General features: G+C 67.3%; 15 protein-coding genes. 5 read left to right on the top strand and 10 right to left on the bottom strand.

Annotated elements, in window-relative coordinates:
• Positions 1-38: 38 nt before the first annotated feature.
• The 5 genes from JWS13_RS23045 to JWS13_RS23025 all read right to left on the bottom strand — a co-directional run bounded on the left by JWS13_RS23045 (position 39) and on the right by JWS13_RS23025 (position 4999).
• Complete coding sequence (locus tag JWS13_RS23045; RefSeq protein WP_206007618.1) at positions 39-440, bottom strand: hypothetical protein; 402 nt, start codon at positions 438-440, stop codon at positions 39-41.
• 382 nt (positions 441-822) lie between these two features.
• The gene (locus JWS13_RS23040; protein ID WP_206007616.1) at positions 823-3108 is read right to left on the bottom strand and encodes a TPR repeat domain-containing protein; all 2286 of its coding nucleotides are present in this window, start codon (positions 3106-3108) and stop codon (positions 823-825) included.
• Positions 3105-3440: a hypothetical protein gene (locus JWS13_RS23035; protein ID WP_206007615.1), complete on the bottom strand. Its 336-nt coding sequence runs from the start codon at positions 3438-3440 to the stop codon at positions 3105-3107. The genes JWS13_RS23040 and JWS13_RS23035 overlap by 4 nt, the downstream gene beginning before the upstream one ends.
• A 74-nt stretch (positions 3441-3514) precedes the next feature.
• Positions 3515-4144, bottom strand: coding sequence for a class I SAM-dependent methyltransferase (locus JWS13_RS23030; protein ID WP_206007614.1), 630 nt, complete (start codon positions 4142-4144; stop codon positions 3515-3517).
• An 87-nt stretch (positions 4145-4231) separates the two neighbouring features.
• On the bottom strand, positions 4232-4999 hold the full coding sequence (locus JWS13_RS23025; protein ID WP_206007613.1) for an SDR family NAD(P)-dependent oxidoreductase: 768 nt from the start codon (positions 4997-4999) through the stop codon (positions 4232-4234).
• A gap of 156 nt (positions 5000-5155) precedes the next feature.
• On the opposite strand from JWS13_RS23025, the gene JWS13_RS23020 reads away from it, so the two are divergent.
• Positions 5156-5503, top strand: a complete 348-nt coding sequence (locus JWS13_RS23020; RefSeq protein ID WP_206007612.1) for a hypothetical protein — start codon at positions 5156-5158, stop codon at positions 5501-5503.
• A gap of 37 nt (positions 5504-5540) precedes the next feature.
• Here JWS13_RS23020 and JWS13_RS23015 read toward each other — a convergent pair whose 3' ends face one another.
• The 5 genes from JWS13_RS23015 to JWS13_RS22995 form a co-directional block, all read right to left on the bottom strand.
• Entirely contained in the window at positions 5541-5888 is a 348-nt protein-coding gene (locus JWS13_RS23015) for a UBP-type zinc finger domain-containing protein (RefSeq protein WP_206007611.1), read from the bottom strand.
• A complete protein-coding gene (locus JWS13_RS23010) occupies positions 5881-7329 on the bottom strand; it encodes an ATP-binding protein (RefSeq protein ID WP_206007610.1) in 1449 nt (482 codons plus the stop codon). The genes JWS13_RS23015 and JWS13_RS23010 overlap by 8 nt, the downstream gene beginning before the upstream one ends.
• A 13-nt stretch (positions 7330-7342) precedes the next feature.
• Positions 7343-9019: an NAD(P)/FAD-dependent oxidoreductase gene (locus tag JWS13_RS23005; protein WP_206007609.1), complete on the bottom strand. Its 1677-nt coding sequence runs from the start codon at positions 9017-9019 to the stop codon at positions 7343-7345.
• 81 nt (positions 9020-9100) lie between these two features.
• Positions 9101-9805 (bottom strand): TMEM165/GDT1 family protein, encoded by a 705-nt coding sequence (locus tag JWS13_RS23000; protein WP_206007607.1) that lies wholly within the window; start codon positions 9803-9805, stop codon positions 9101-9103.
• A gap of 281 nt (positions 9806-10086) precedes the next feature.
• The gene (locus JWS13_RS22995) at positions 10087-10614 is read right to left on the bottom strand and encodes a peptidase (RefSeq protein WP_087561244.1); all 528 of its coding nucleotides are present in this window, start codon (positions 10612-10614) and stop codon (positions 10087-10089) included.
• 257 nt (positions 10615-10871) lie between these two features.
• On the opposite strand from JWS13_RS22995, the gene JWS13_RS22990 reads away from it, so the two are divergent.
• The 4 genes from JWS13_RS22990 (at position 10872) to JWS13_RS22975 (ending at position 15327) form a co-directional block, all read left to right on the top strand.
• On the top strand, positions 10872-11726 hold the full coding sequence (locus JWS13_RS22990) for a polyphosphate polymerase domain-containing protein (RefSeq protein ID WP_206007606.1): 855 nt from the start codon (positions 10872-10874) through the stop codon (positions 11724-11726).
• A complete protein-coding gene (locus JWS13_RS22985; RefSeq protein ID WP_206007605.1) occupies positions 11723-12400 on the top strand; it encodes a DUF4956 domain-containing protein in 678 nt (225 codons plus the stop codon). The genes JWS13_RS22990 and JWS13_RS22985 overlap by 4 nt, the downstream gene beginning before the upstream one ends.
• On the top strand, positions 12400-13893 hold the full coding sequence (locus tag JWS13_RS22980; RefSeq protein WP_206007604.1) for a CotH kinase family protein: 1494 nt from the start codon (positions 12400-12402) through the stop codon (positions 13891-13893). The genes JWS13_RS22985 and JWS13_RS22980 overlap by 1 nt, the downstream gene beginning before the upstream one ends.
• An 84-nt stretch (positions 13894-13977) precedes the next feature.
• A complete protein-coding gene (locus JWS13_RS22975) occupies positions 13978-15327 on the top strand; it encodes a YhgE/Pip domain-containing protein (protein WP_206007603.1) in 1350 nt (449 codons plus the stop codon).

Genomic DNA, 15327 nt, shown 5'->3' with positions numbered 1-15327 from the left:
CCAGGGACTCCTTTCGCACGCACGGGTGGCGAAGCCGCCTATTCCGAATTCGCGGGTCCGATCCACTCCGGATACTGGACGGCGACAGGCATCGTCGGGGGCTCGAATCCGGGAGGCGGAACGAGATTGCCGGACGCATTCGCTGCGAACGTCGGAAACTGCTGCTGCCACCAGTCCGTGCACCCCTGAGGAATGACATCACCGTCCAGCCGGCGCAGGTAATGGAGCTTGGTGATCTTCCAGCCCTCGAACACATTCCACGTCGGAACCCGGTGCGCGCGAGGGTCCTGCTGGGCAGGGTCGGTGTCGGGAACGCCCGGCTGCCCGGGGTCGTCGGCGGTTCGCTCCAGTTCGACACGGAAGGCCGCGTTCAATGGATTCAGGGTGATGTTTGCGTGCGGCTCGGAAAAGATCTCGTAACTACATACCGTGGCTGCCACGCTTGAATCCGTGGTTGCAAAGTCGGCGATGTGTGCGAAGTTCGTTCCCGCAGCCTGGCGAGTGTCCTCGGGTTCTCGCCAGGTGAGGAACTCCTCCTTGTCGCGATTACTATGTCTCGCGGGCCCGCCGACAGCGCTTTCATATCCGAGATACGAGTTGCTCAGGCCTACATAGGACGTGAGTTCTCCCGCCTCGTAGGCCGCGCGTATGAGTTCGGCGCCACGGTTGGACAGATCGACACCGGACCCGCCGGACCAGACATTGGAGTACAAGACCGTGGGCTCTGCCGGAGGAGGTGGATCCGATTCAGGGGCGTTTTCCTCGGCGCAGCTGGTCGACAGAAGAACCACGGTTCCCAAGGTGAGAGCGAGACTCGCGCGATCAACCATCGTTGCGTACCACGTCGTCGTAGCCGTTTCGGATACGTTCCCCATTCCCGTCGGCTGGATCGCCGAGGTTGCTGAACATGGTTTGGAGAGGATCTTTTCCGTAACCTTTCAGCTCGGCATTCGAACGGAGGTCCTCCCAGGGCAGGAGGTCGCCAGACGAATCGAATGCCCAGGGATAATCCCCTCGGAAGCTCGCGGGAAGCTCTGGCGTCGCTTGGAGAATGTTGTAGTAGTCGCGGTAGAAGTCCGGAGCTTCCAGGGCGACGGAGGGGGCTGGCCCCGGCGCCTTGCCGATGACGGCGTCCTGCAGGGGGTCGCCGCCCGCGTCGATCATGGTGTTGATGAATTCCCCGCCGGGAAGGCGGTCCAGGCCTACGGACCCGATGCTGGTGAGAGCACCGTATGCCGCCGCTTTGCGGTCGTAGATGGCCTGCGCCTGCTCGGCCTTGTCGCTGTAGCTGTCCTCGGTCGAGAGGAGCAGTCCCCTGTCCATGAGGCCGTGGATTCGGCCGGCGGTGGAGAGATCGCCACCGGCGAGGGGTGCCGCGGGGTCGTGTGCGTACCGGCCCTCGGCGGCAAGGATTTCCTGCATCGAGGACTGGGTGAAGTGTGTTCCGGCCTCGGGGTCGGTGTTCATCACGGCGAATACGTTCGACGAGCCGCCGAAGTGGTTGTTGTCGGCGGGGTCTGCCCAGGTGCCGATGTCGAAGCCGGGGTTCTCTGATCGGCCTGCGCCTGCGAGGTCGCTTATGTACGGACTCATGCTGTGGGACATGGTCCGCAGAAGGTCCGGGTTGACCTCTCCGACGGATTGGCCGCCGCTGCCGGGTATCCCCCGCAGCGTGTCCCAGTCGGCACTCATGTTCTCGGCGACGGCCGACATGATCTGCCCGCTGCGTGTTGCGGCTTCGACGTTCGCCGGGTTGTTCGGGTCCTCGACGGTGGCCTCCGCGTCGTCGAACCGGAACATTGACGCTGCTGCTTGCCCGTTGTCGGACCAGTTGTGGGTGAGGAGGTCGCGAACCAGATTCTGGCCGGTGTCGGGCTGGGTGACCGCGTTCTGGACGGCGATCTTGTCGTCGCCGACGGCGGTGAAGATGCCTTCGGTGATCGCCGTGTTCTCGGTTCCCCGGCCGTCGACCGTGAAGTACTCGAATTTGTGGTTCGGGTTCTGTTCGTGCGCGACCTGGGCGTCGAGGTACTGGCGTCCGACGTCCAGCAGGTGCTGGTCGAGGCTGCTGCCGTTCTTGTACTGCGCATCGCCTGCCTGAACGATTTCGGCGATCGCCTGGTTGTCGGCGACTCCATGCAGTTCGACGCTGGATGCACCGGTTGCCCCGACCATTTTGAAATCTCGGGTCACGAGATCGTCCCGGGTCAGCGATTCGACCATCTTGTCGGGTAGCAGGTTCAGGCCGCCGGTTGTCGGCACCTGCGAGTCGCCCTTGACGGTGGCGGTGATCTTGTCGTTCGACACGATCTGAAGCGAGTTCGCGAGGGCGCGCGCAGAGTCCGGAGGCAGTTTGTCCATGATCTGCTGGATCTCCTGTGGACTCTTTCCGTCCAGTGACCGGCTGACCTGATTCAGGTACTCCATCTGCGACGCAGGGATCGTCGCGGCGTTGCCGGAGTTCACGGCGTCGAGTTGTTCGGGGGTCAGTTCCCCGGCCTCGGTCAGCCTCTGGATCTGCTCGGGATTCAATCCGGCGGGGTCGGAGACGAGTTGCGTCCCGTCGGACGCACCCTGATCGGAGCCCAGCGCCGCGGCGGAGGTGAACGTTGCCCGCAGCCCGTCGCGAGCGGAAGCGAGTGCGTCCCTGACGGTTGCGTCGGCAGTCTCCGTTGCCGACGCGGCGTCGGCGATGTCGCGTTGCCACCCCGTCATTTCGTTCAGGCGATCGTTGTCGAGATCGGGGGTTCCGGGATCGGTGACGGTCAGGTCGTCGGCTACGCGGAAGCCCGCAGACTCGGCGGCCACGATCGCCATCCGCGCACGCTGCAGGGGTGCGTCGACGTCGTGGAAACCCTGCTTCGCACGGTTGGCGAGCGCTTCCAGTTGATCCACCACGACGAGCGCCGTCTTTTTGTCGGCGTTCGCCCGGTTCTGGGCGGCTTCGGCGGTCTTACCCTCCCAGTAGGCGTCGTTGACCCTGGTTACGCCGTCGACGTATCGGGTGAAGAGGTCTTCGACCTTCGTGCCGAGAGCGATCCATGCGTCACCGATCTCGGTCAGAGTCGCGGGATTCCAGGACTCGATCTGGGTGCGAGTGAGGCTCATGCTTCACCGCTCCACTCGCCGGTGGCGTTCGTGTACGCGGCGACGAACCGGTCGGCTGACGATTCGTCCTGGTTCCGGTACTCCTGCGCGACATGGATCATCACGTCCCCGGTCTCGCCGAGTCGTTCCTTGATCGCCGGGACGAGCGCTGCATCCACGAGATCCGCGGAGATGCTCGACGCCTCGATGACCGAGGCCATCACGCCGCCTGCGGACGACGAATAGGGGCCCGCCGCCGGGCCGGTTCTCAGACCGCCCGCCTCGTCGGCCAGCCCGTGCAAGGTTCCCCCCAGCCGTTCGAGCTCTTCCAGATCAGCTTTCAACGTTCCCACGAAGCCCCCCTCGTCTGTTCACGAATCGTCAGCAGCCTAGCGCCCCGTGAGTGGTTGACGAGTCCCCGGACTCCTCAGGCGCGCACGGGCGGCGAAGCCGCGATCCCGAGGGAGTAGGCGCCGACGATTTTCGGTGCGGCGGTCTCGTAGAAACGGTCGAGGTCCTGGATGTCGAAACCGGCGGTCGTCAGCAGGGCGGGGATGTCGCGGGTGAGGTGGCAACCACCGGCGACGGTTTTCTGGATCGGTTCGAGCCGCCGCTGCCAGCGCTGGACGTTGTCGTCCGGCGCAAGGCCGTGCTCGACGAAATGCAGTGTGCCGCCGGGTTTCAGGACCCGTCGGATCTCCCGCAGTGCGGCGTCAGCGTCGGGGATGGTGCACATGGTCCAGGTGGACAGTGCGGTGTCGAAACTGTTGTCGGGGAAGGGGAGTGACTGGCCGTCCAGGCCGGACCTCTCGACCGGCGTCGTCGATGCCGCCAGACGCTTGCCTGCCAGCTTCCAGCCGAGGTCGGCGGGTTCGACGGCGCTCACCGACTCGACGGCGGCCGGATAGAACGGGACGTTCAGACCCGATCCGAATCCGATCTCCACCACGCGTCCGTGAAGCCCGGCGCAGACGCGTCGCCGCGACGGTTCCGTGAACTTCAGCCCGCAACTGATGTCGACGAGCCGCGGAACGATCCGGTCCGAGTAGAACCCCATGCTCACCTCCAGCGAAGGGCGCTTCGCGCCCCGTGCGTGGGAAAGGAGTCCAGAGACTCGTTAACCACGCACGGGCGGCGGAGCCGCCTACCGCGGCGCCATGCGCAGGGCGCCGTCCATACGAATGGTCTCACCGTTGAGGTAGTCGTGTTCGACGATCATCTGGGCGAGTTGTGCGTATTCGGCGGGTTGTCCGAGGCGGGAGGGGAACGGGACGCCGGCTTCGAGGCCCTTGCGGTATTCGTCGGTGACGCCGGCGAGCATGGGGGTGTCGATGATGCCGGGGGCGATGGTGTTGACGCGGATGCCGAACTGGGCGAGGTCGCGGGCGGCGGGGACGGTCATGCCGTGTACGCCGCCCTTGGATGCGGAGTAGGCGATCTGGCCGATCTGGCCTTCGAAGGCGGCGACGGAGGCGGTGTTGATGACGACGCCGCGCTGCCCGGATTCGTCGACGGTGTCGGTCTTGGCGATGGCGTCGGCGGCGAGGCGCATCACGTTGAACGTGCCGAGCAGGTTGACGGTGATGACGGTGCGGAACAGTTCGAGGTCGTGGGGGCCCTTCTTGGACAGGATGCGGCCGGCCCAGCCGACGCCGGCGCAGTTGACGACGATGCGCAGCGGCAGACCCGACTCGACGATCTTCTCGATCGCGGCCTGGACCTCGTCGCCGCTGGTGACGTCGGTGGCGAGGAGGGTGACGCCGTCGGGGACGTTGTCGCCGGCGCGTTCGATGGACTGGGGCAGGTCGAGTCCGAATACGGTGGCTCCGGCGTCGGCGAGACGCTTGGCGGTGGCGGCACCGAGGCCCGAGGCTGCTCCGGTGACCAGTGCGGCGGTTCCCTGAATTTCCACAGTTCGCATCCTTCGTTTCCGGCGACCTCCGTTGGCCGACCCTGGTGACCTGCACCATAACGGTCGCTCGGTGTGACGGCAGAGGCGAGGGAAGCATTGCAGGCGGGGGAGCGGGTAGTTTCTCTCGCGGGTGGAGCGACGACCGTAGGGGGACGGATGATCGAGGATCGGCTCGAAGTGGATCGGGACGCGTTGGTGCGGTGCATCGCCGCGTGTGACACGTTGGCGGCGGACATGCGGGACCTGCGGGAGCGGGCGCTCCGCGAACTCGCGCCCGAGAGCTTCGGTCTCGGCGAAACCCATCTGCGGTCGGCGGCGGAATTGGCCGCGCGGTTCCGGGCGACGGCGATCGGCGGCCCGGGCGTCGCAGTCGAGAATTCGGCGGTCGGGACGTTCGCCGCGCACGAGCGTTACGCCCTCGACCTGAAGGCGAAGTTCGAAGCGGCACTGAACCGGTACGACGAGCAGGACGCGGCGACGGCGCAGCGTTTCGCGCAACTCTGACCGTGCTCGGCGCACACCTCCAAGGGAACGTCGAGGGTCAGTGGATGTACGCCTGCCAGTCCGGCGGAACGCGCGAGCCGGGACCGGGGACCGTCTGGTCGATCGGGCGGTGGTGCGGCGAAACCAGTTCGGGGCCTTCGAACGCCGTCTCGGAGGTGTAGTTCCAGAACCACGACTCGCCCGGTTCGAAGCTCTGGACGACGGGATGGCCGGTGGCCGCGGCGTGCGAACTGGCGTGCTGTTCCGGTGACGAGTCGCAGCAGCCGATGTGTCCGCACTGCGCGCAGCGGCGCAGGTGCACCCACCACCCGCCGGCGCTGTCGCATTCGACGCAGCCGTCTCCGCTCGGCGGCACGTTCGGGTCGATTCCGTCCAGCTCACCCATCGGTGACTCCTTCTGCTGCTGCGACTTCGGGTTCGATCGGAATGCGGACCTGGAACCGGGTGTCGCCCGGCTCGGACTCCACGCGCAGGTCGCCGCGGTGCTTCTTCACGACGATGCGCCAGGAGATGTCGAGGCCGAGCCCGGTTCCCTCGCCCACGGGTTTCGTGGTGAAGAACGGTTCGAAGATGCGGGACCGGATCTCTTCGGGCACACCCGGTCCGGTGTCGCCGATCTCGATGAGGGCCATGTCGCCGTCGCGGCGGGTGCGGACGGTGAGGGTGCCGTGGCCGTTCATGGCGGCGACGGCGTTGTCGATGAGGTTCGTCCACACCTGATTGAGTTCGGCGGCGTACGCGGGGATCTGCGGCAGCGCCGGGTCGTACTCCTTCACCACCGTGACCGTATCGCCGATCTTGCGTCCGAGCATCACCAGTGAACTGTCGAGCAGTTCCCGCAGGTCGACGCGCTGGTAGGGGGCACGGTCCATCTGCGAGTACTGCTTGGCGGCGTTCACCAGCGTGGACACCCGGGCCGTGGAGTCGGCGATCTCGTTCATCAGCAGTTCGGTCTCGAGGGTGTAGTTGAGCCAGCGGATCGCGCTCTCGACCATCGAGTCGTCGTCGACGCTGGCGACGATCCGCTCGAGCCACGGCACGTCGAGCCCGGCCTGCACGAACGTGGGCGCGAGGTCCCAGCCGCCGGAGACGCCGTGGTCGTCGAACCAGTCGCCGAGTTCGTCCTCCCGGTCGGACGCTTCGAGCGGGGTCAGCGTCGGGGCCTTCGCCACCAGTTCGGCGGCCTCGTCCTGCAACCGGATCAACGTGGCCAGCGCCTGACTGTCGTACACGCCCGAGGCGATCACGCTCAGCTTGTGCCGCATGTGCGACACCCGGTCGCGCAGCGACGCCGTCGCCCGGACCGCGGCGGCCGCCGGGTTGTTCAGCTCGTGCGTCAGCCCCGCCGACAGCGACCCCAGCGCGAGGAGACGTTCCCGCTGATCGACGACTTGCTTCGCGTTCTGGTTGCCGAAGAACAGCCCCTCCAGCAGATGCACGGCCATCGGGAACCATTCGCGCATGAGCTGCCCGAACCGGTCGGCGTCGAGGACGAAGAACTTCGACGGGGCGGTGACGCGCATCGACGCGGTGTACGTCTGGGGTGCGCGGTCGCCGAGATACGACTGCCACGCCCCGGCGTACACGCCGCGCTGGGTGGTCCGGTTGAACTCGATGTCTTCGCCGCCCGACAGCTTGCTCAGCACGAGTTCGCCTTCGATCAGCACGTAGAAGCACGTCGCGATCTCACCCTCCGCGAACACCGGCCCGGGTTCGATCAGCTCGACGTGCCCGTTCTCGCAGAGCTGCTCGAGCTGGTGGTCGGTGAGCTTCTCGAAGAGGAACAGCGTCCTCAGCTCGGGGGGATCGCACGGTAGTCGGCTCATGGTCTGCCCCCGGTCACGGTTGGCCGATGTAGCGGTGGACGAGCATGACGGCCATGGCGCCTTCTCCGACCGCCGACGCCACCCGCTTCGCCGACTCGGAGCGCACGTCTCCGGCGGCGAAGATGCCCGGAACACTCGTTTCGAGGTGGTGGGGGAGGCGGTCGAGGGGCCAGCCGCGCGGCGGCTTGCCGTCGACGACGAGGTCGGGACCGGACACGACGAACCCGTTCTCGTCCCGCGCGACGACGCCGTCGAGCCAGTCGGTGCGTGGGGCGGCGCCGATGAACAGGAACAGGAATCCGGCGTCGACGGTCTGCTCGTCGCCGGTCGCGTTGTTGCGCAGCCGGATCTTCTCGAGGTGCGCGTCGCCCTCGACGCCGATCACCTCGGTGCACGGCCGCACGCGAATGCGCGGGTTCCGTTCGATCTGCTGGACGAGGTAGTACGACATCGAATCCTCCAGCGACTGCGCCCGCACCACGATGGTGACCATCCGGGCGCCGCGCGACAGGTAGACGGCGGCCTGACCGGCGGAGTTGGCCCCGCCGACGATGTACACGTCCTGGTCGGTGCAGCGGGCCGCCTCGGTGACGGCGGAGCCGTAGTAGACGCCGCGGCCGGTGAGGTCGTCGACGCCGGGCGCGGGATGACGCCGGTACGAGACGCCGGTGGCCAGGATCACCGTGTGCGCGTCGACGGTGTCGCCGTCCGCGAACCGGACCGTCCGCGCCGAGCCGTTGACCTCGAGCGCCACGACGTCGCGGGTGGTGATCAGTTCGGCCCCGAACCGGGTGGCCTGCCGGCGGGCTCGTTCGGCGAGCTGCGCACCGGACACGCCGTCGGGAAACCCGAGGTAGTTCTCGATGCGCGAACTCTGCCCCGCCTGCCCACCGGTGGCCGTCCGCTCGATCAGCGCGGTGCGCAGCCCCTCCGACGCGCCGTACACGGCGGCGCCGAGACCGGCCGGGCCGCCGCCGACGACGACGAGGTCGTAGAAGTTCTCCGACGGGTCGGTCCGCAGTCCGAGATGCCGGCCCAATTCGGTGTCCGACGGTTCCACCAGGCATTCGCCGTCGGCGCAGATCACCACCGGCAGGCGCCGGCCGTCCTCACCGGCGGCGCTGAGCAACCGCCCGCCCTCCGGCTCGTCCGACATGTACCAGCGGTACGACAGCTGGTTGCGGGCCAGGAACTCGCGCACCTCCGAAGACCGCGGCGCCCAGCGATGCCCCACGACCTTCGTCTCCTCGGCGGGGTGGTGATCGGACGACGCCCACGCCTCGAGCAGCGCGTCGACCACCGGGTACAGCTTCTCTTCGGGCGGATCCCAGGGTTTGAGCAGGTAGTGGTCGAGGTCGATGACGTTGATCGCCTCGATGGCGGCGTCCGTGTCGGCGTACGCGGTGAGCAGCACCCGGCGCGCGACCGGATACAGGTCCATGGCCTTCTCGAGGAACTCGATCCCGCTCATCGCCGGCATGCGGTAGTCCGCCAGGATGGCCGCGACGGGATCGCCCCGCAGCTTCATCTGCTTCATCGCGTCGAGCGCGGATTCGCCGGATTCGGCGCGGATGATCCGGTACTTCTCGCCGTATCGGCGCCGCAGGTCGCGGGCGACGGCGCGCGACACCCCGGGATCGTCGTCGACGGTGAGAATCGCGGGCTTGCCGCTCGCTACGGGATGGTTCACACACGCCCTCTCGTCCGTGAGAACTGCGAGGTATTCGAGGCTTCCGAGTATTGCCCGAGGGCGCGTCTTTGTCGACCGGGTTCAGTCCTGGCGCTGCATCTGTTCCTGCTCGGCCGTGGCCCCTCGGCGGCGCCGCGACCACACGGCGCGTCCGGCGGCACCGGCCAGCGCCAGAACGACGACGGCGGCCCCGGCGATCGGGCCGGCGATGTTGCCGGGGAACAGGCCCTCGAGCAGCAGCCAGACGCCGAACGCGAAGAACAGCACGGCCGCGCCGATGCGGATGACGCTCTCGGGCAGATGCTTGCCCAGCACGGCGCCGACGACGATGGCCAGGGCGTCGGCCGCCACCATGCCGACGGTCGAGCCGATCCACACGCCGATCGTGTCGTGGTCGGTCGCGAGGGTGATGGTGGCGAGCATAGTCTTGTCGCCGAGTTCGGCGAGGAAGAACGCGGAGGTGACGGCCAGGAACGCGGAGCGGGTGGCGCGGCGGGCCTTGAGTTGCTCGTCTTCGCTGAGGTTGTCGCCGCGCAGCGTCCACGCGCCGAAGATCAGGAAGGCGACACCGCCGACGATGCTGATCGCCGCGGTCGGCAGCGCGACACCGAGGTAGTGGCCGACGGCAACGGACACCAGGTGGACCACGGTGGTCGCGACGGTGATGCCGGCGATCACGACCCACCAGCGGTAGCGCAGGGCGAACGTCATCGCCATCAGCTGGGACTTGTCGCCCAGTTCGGCGACGAAGATCACGCCGAAACTCAGCAGCGCGGCGGTCAGCACGACACATCCTCCTCCAGTAGTGGGTCGGAGGATGGAATGGATTCCTCCGGCCTGGCAGACGCGGCGATGCGTCTGTCGGCCGAAGGTCTCGCCCACCGGTGTCGGAACCGGTCCGCCAGGCCGGGCCCGGAACCTCACAGTGCGAGATTGCCGCGCCAGTATGTCGACACAGGCGATTGGGGGCTACTCCCCTTCGTTGCGACCCACGTTAGCGAGGGTCGAATGAAAAGGCAAAAGCGACAAGAAGTTTGGACTCCCGGGGGCTCAAACTTCGGGTACCCTCACGAGGCCAGCAGCATGGCCAAAACGGCGGTGTCGGGATCGCTGATCGGGTCGATGCCGACCCGGCTGACCATGGACGTCACCGTCCCGTCCGCCTCTGCCTCCACCCACGCCGCCCGGTGTTCGAGCCCGAGGTGGGGGAGACCCGGGAGCAGAACGCAGCCCGAGGCCGCGCCCGCGCACTCGGGGAGCGACGGGGTGGTCTCCGACGGCGGGTGCAGCATCATCAGTGCCGGCGGCAGATGATCCGCGAACCGGCCCGGAGCGAGCGCGAACTCCCCGAGGACGGTGCCCTCGGCCACCACGAGGCCGACCGTCTCGGGCTCGGGTTCCTCCGGCAGATCCTCGTGCGCGCCGAAGACCGTGGTGGTGTGGAGCAACCCCGGAACGCACGCCACGCGCACGGCGAGCGCCAGGAGCTGAGCCCATTCCTTGGTGGTATCGGGCCAGCGCCCGGAAATGACAAATCCCCGCAAAGTACCCGCGGCCTGGAAGGGCGAGATGCCGATGTAGCCGTCCCTGTTCATCTCTGCCTCCTCGGTGTGATGACACGCTGCGAACACGACTGGTTCTGCACACCTCGTTGGGTACTTGAAGGATGCGCCCGACAATGCCTGGCACACAAGAGCATGTGAGTGCTAATTGTCCCCAGTGAACGCGAATCCACTCACGGGTGAACGGCATCCTGACGGCCCGGCGTACAGAAAACTGCCAGCTTTACTGCAGGTTTACTCGAGGCGCGGCGGTTGAGGTGGGAGAGCCCACCGACGAAAGGCCGAAAAGTATGGGATCGTCCGCGCCCGAACCGGAAGCGTCCGGATACCTGAAGACCGCCAGCGCGCTGCACGCGTTCAACAGGTACGAGATCAAGTACCTCGCCCAGGAGTCGGACGTTCCCCGCCTCCGCGAGGCGCTCGCCGCGCACATGGCGTCCGACGAATTCTCGCCGGTGGGCGGCCACCCCGTGACGAGCCTCTACTACGACACCCAGAATCTGCGCTTCTACTGGGAGAAGATCGAGGGCCTGAAGTTCCGCCGCAAACTGCGGGTCCGGCTGTACGGGCCGCCCGCGGAGGCCACCGCCGAGACCCCCGTCTACGTGGAGATCAAGCAGCGGGTCAACCGGGTCACGCAGAAGCGCCGGATCCGGCTGCCGTACTCGGATGCGATGCGGCTGTGCAACGCCCGCCGGCCGATCGACCACGACCCCACGGCCCGGCCCTTCGTGAATGAGGTGACGATGCTCGTCGGCAACCTCGACCTGTGCCCGACCGTCACCACCGGGTACCTCCGGGAAGCGTTCGTGGGCACGGACGCCGATCTGGGGCTGCGCGTCACGATCGACCACCGGGTGCACGGCCGCGACCGCGACTTCCACTTCGCGGCACCGGCCGAGAACCGTTTCATCATTCCGCCGCACCTGTGCATCGTCGAGATCAAGGCCAACGAGCGGGTGCCCTACTGGGTCACCGATCTCACCGCGCGACTGGACATGTCGGTGGTCCGGGTGTCGAAGTACTGCCAGAGCGTGGAGGCGTTCGGGCTTGCTCCCCGATCCCGCACGCACGTGCCTGACGAACTCTTCCCGTCCCCGGCCGTCCACGGCCGCACCCTCGCGAAAACAGGAACCCCGTCATGAATTTCGATCTCCAGGATCTCAGTGGAACGTTCTCGACGTTCGACATCGTCGTCTCGCTCGCATTGTCGTTCGTGTTGTCGGCGATCATCGGGTACGTCTATCGCCTGACGCACAAGAACGTCTCCTACAGTCAGTCCTACGTTCAGACCCTCGTGATGGTCGGCATGGTGATCACCTTGATCATGCTGGTGGTCGGTTCCAACATCGCCCGCGCGTTCGCGCTCGTCGGCGCGCTGTCGGTGGTGCGATTCCGCAACGCGATCAAGGAAACCCGCGACGTCGGGTTCATCTTCCTGGTGATGGCAATCGGCATGACGACGGGCACCCGGTTCTACGTGCTCGCCATCGCCGCGACCGTCGCGATCTGCCTCGTGCTCGTCCTGATGAGCCGGTTCGACATGTTCAAGCTGGACGTGCAGCGGCAGGTGGTGAAGGTGCAGGTGCCGCCGGAGACGGGGTACACCGCCCTCGTGGAGGACGTGCTGATCGAGTACACCAAGGAGTTCGAGTTGGTGAGCACCGAGTCGGTGCGGTCGGGCGCCCTCACCGAGCTGTACTACACGGCGCGGTTGAAGCCGGGCAGGAAACCGGCGGAACTCATCTCGGCGCTCAGCGGGGTCAACACGGGTCAGCGAGTCACCGTCCTCACCGGTTACGACCAAACCGACATCTGATGCGCCGCAGACTCGTCCACCGGCTGCCGACCCCGCTCCGTCAGCACTGGAAGATCCTCGCCGCCTTCCTCACGTTCGTGGCGGTGGCGGTCGGCGTGTTCGGTCAGGCGCGGGTGCGGCCGTACATCACCGGCGACGCGACGGTCATCGCCTCCGACATCACCGAGAACGTCGCCGGCTCGGTCGATTTCTTCGACACGGAGACGTCGCACGACGTGAGCATCGAGTACTCGCAATCCGATTACGACGACATGATCGCCGCCTACCGGGACGAGGGCGGGAAGGAGTGGATCACCGCCGACATCACGATCGACGGAACCCTCGTCACCGACGTCGGGGTGCGGCTGAAGGGCAACTCCACGCTGATGGGACTCCGCGGGACCGGCGGCGGCCTCGGTGGTGGTCCGGGCGGCGGGCAACCCGGGACGCCGGAGGGGCGGGAACCTCCCGCGGGAATGGCGATGCCGGAGGGCGGAGGCGCCGGCGGCGGCATGGTCACGCTGTCGGCCGACGACCCCGCGTCGCTGCCACTGCTGATCAGCTTCGACAAGTACGTGTCGGGGCGGGCGTATCAGGGGATGACGCAACTGTCGGTCCGGCCGGGCTCGCCCGTGCTGAACGAGGCGGTGGCGCTGTCGCTGACCGCCGAATCCGGTCAGCCCACCCAGCGGTACGCCTACACCACGTATTCGGTGAACGGGTCGCCGACGCAGACCCGGCTCGTGCTCGAGCACCCCGACGAGGGGTACGCGAACTCACTGTTCGACAGCGACGGCGTCCTCTACAAGGCCGACGCCGACTCGAGTTTCACGTATCAGGGCGACGACCAGACCACCTACACCGATCAGTTCGTTCAGATCAACGCCGAGGGCTCGCAGGACCTGCAGCCGATCATCACGTTCCTGAAATGGCTGGACGGTGCGACCGACGAGCAGTTCGACGCCGAACTTGCCGACCGGGTGGACGTCGACTCCTTCGCCCGGTACGTCGCCACCCAGAATCTGCTGGTCAACAGCGACGACATGGCGGGCCCGGGCAAGAACTACTACCTCTGGTACGACCTGGGGACGAAGAAGATCTCCGTCGTGTCCTGGGATCTCAACCTCGCGCTGAGCGGCAACTCCGATGCGGGCCCGCACGACTCGATCGGAATGGGCGGCGGGGGCCGCCCGGGCGGCGGAGCCACTCCGGAAGGTGCCCTCGGCGGCGGCATGCCCGGTGGTGAGATGCCCGGCGGCGGGAACGCGCTGAAGGAGCGGTTCCTGGCTTCGGCGGCGTTCACGGGCGTGTACGACGACGCGTACCGCGACCTCTACGCGCAGTTGTTCGGCAGCGGCCGGGCCGTCGAGATCCTCGACGAGATCGCGCAGACCGTACCGGTATCCGACGGGCTGAGCGCCGAGAAGCTCGCGTCGGACGTCGAGACCCTGCGTGCGCGGTTGCAGGCCCGCACCGACGCGCTGGCCGCGAACGAGGTGATCGTCGCCGGGTAGAAATCTCGCCCGGGAAAAGATGTCTCAGAGAATCCTCAGACTCGTCACAATCTGCCGCTACGAAAGCCGCCTATCCTCACCGGAATGACCTCTGAGCGCACACGGAATTCCGCGAATCACGCCAAAACCGAGTCGACGCGAAAGGTCCTCACACCGCGGCGGGTCGCCGCGGCCGCCATGGCCGGTCTGGTCCTGGCATCGGCAGGCGGGCTCGGATACGTGTTTCTCGGCGACGGTGCGGCCGACAGCCGGACCGTGGCGATCGTCAACACCGACGCCGGCGCGACCGTGGACGGAAAACCGGTGCGGGCGAGCGACACCCTGATCGAGAAGCTCGAGGCGAACGAGGCCTTCGACTGGCAGGTGGTCGACGCGGGCGGGGCGGCGGGCGGCGACTGGTTCGCCACGGTGACCGTGCCCGAGGACTTCAGCGAGGCCGTCTCCTCGGTGTGGGGTGCGAAGCCGCGGCAGGCGACCCTCGACGTCGACGTCGCGGGTTCCGACTCCGCCGCGTCCGAGGAACTGTCCGGGGTGGTGTCCTCCCAGATCGGCGCGGACGGCATCACGGATCTGCTGGCGGACATGTCCTCGTCGCGGACGCGGTTCCAGCAGGCGGGAATGACGGCCGGGTTCCTCGCGGCCGGGACCGCCGCGGCGGACGATGCGGCGCAACAACTCACCGAGGGCGCCGACACCCTGCTCCCGTATCTCGAGACGGCCCGGGCCGGCTCGGTGCAACTGCTGGGTGTGGCGGATCAGGTGGCGGGCGTGGTCGGCGAGACATCGGGAACGGCCAATAATCTCGCGGACCGGTTGAGCGCGCTCGGGCTGACCCTGGGCGAGGCGAACGACAGCGCCACCCAGATGCGCACCAGGATCGACGACGCGATCCGCGTCCTCGACGGCACTCCCGTTGCACCGGATGTGGTCCCGTCGCTCCGGCAGGTCGGTGCCGACCTCGACCAGCTCTCCTCCCAGCTGGGTTCGGTGCCCGGTCTGCTCGGCGGGCAGGTCGGCCCCGACACCGACCTCGGCGAACTCGTGCGGGTGGCGATGGGGCAACTCACCGACGCCAGCGATCAGCTGAGCAGCGGGGCACGGCAACTGAACGATGGCATCGTCCCGATCGCCGATCAGGCGCCTGCGATGCTCGAAGGCGCCACCTCACAGATCGTCGACGGGTTCGCGAAGCTGAAGACGCTGTCGGGGCAGCTGTCCACGGACCTCAACAACGGGGTCGCGGCGATGCCGGTGAGGACGGCGGCCCAGCAGAATCAGTTGGCGACGGTGCTCGCCGAACCGGTCGCGGTGACGCGCATCCTGTCCGCACCGGCGCCGATCCTCACGGCCGAGCACCTCGCCGTCGCCTTCGGGATCACCACCGTGCTGCTCGCCGGCGCCGTCGTGTGGATGGGTCTGCGGCGCAGGGCCTGA

It is taken from the genome of Rhodococcus pseudokoreensis (assembly GCF_017068395.1).
GTDB classification, from domain to species: Bacteria; Actinomycetota; Actinomycetes; order Mycobacteriales; family Mycobacteriaceae; genus Rhodococcus_F; species Rhodococcus_F pseudokoreensis.
Note: the sequence above shows the minus strand (reverse complement) of the source record. Positions and strands in the feature narration are given on the sequence as shown.

Bases quoted from the DNA above. Each gene is read 5' to 3' on its own strand.
- JWS13_RS22975 (WP_206007603.1), top strand. From the start codon at position 13,978: ATGACCTCTGAGCGCACACGGAATTCCGCGAATCACGCCAAAACCGAG.
- JWS13_RS23010 (WP_206007610.1), bottom strand. From the start codon at position 7,329: ATGAGCCGACTACCGTGCGATCCCCCCGAGCTGAGGACGCTGTTCCTC.
- JWS13_RS22985 (WP_206007605.1), top strand. From the start codon at position 11,723: ATGAATTTCGATCTCCAGGATCTCAGTGGAACGTTCTCGACGTTCGAC.
- JWS13_RS23020 (WP_206007612.1), top strand. From the start codon at position 5,156: ATGATCGAGGATCGGCTCGAAGTGGATCGGGACGCGTTGGTGCGGTGC.
- JWS13_RS22980 (WP_206007604.1), top strand. From the start codon at position 12,400: ATGCGCCGCAGACTCGTCCACCGGCTGCCGACCCCGCTCCGTCAGCAC.
- JWS13_RS22995 (WP_087561244.1), bottom strand. From the start codon at position 10,614: ATGAACAGGGACGGCTACATCGGCATCTCGCCCTTCCAGGCCGCGGGT.
- JWS13_RS23030 (WP_206007614.1), bottom strand. From the start codon at position 4,144: ATGGGGTTCTACTCGGACCGGATCGTTCCGCGGCTCGTCGACATCAGT.
- JWS13_RS22990 (WP_206007606.1), top strand. From the start codon at position 10,872: ATGGGATCGTCCGCGCCCGAACCGGAAGCGTCCGGATACCTGAAGACC.
- JWS13_RS23040 (WP_206007616.1), bottom strand. From the start codon at position 3,108: ATGAGCCTCACTCGCACCCAGATCGAGTCCTGGAATCCCGCGACTCTG.
- JWS13_RS23015 (WP_206007611.1), bottom strand. From the start codon at position 5,888: ATGGGTGAGCTGGACGGAATCGACCCGAACGTGCCGCCGAGCGGAGAC.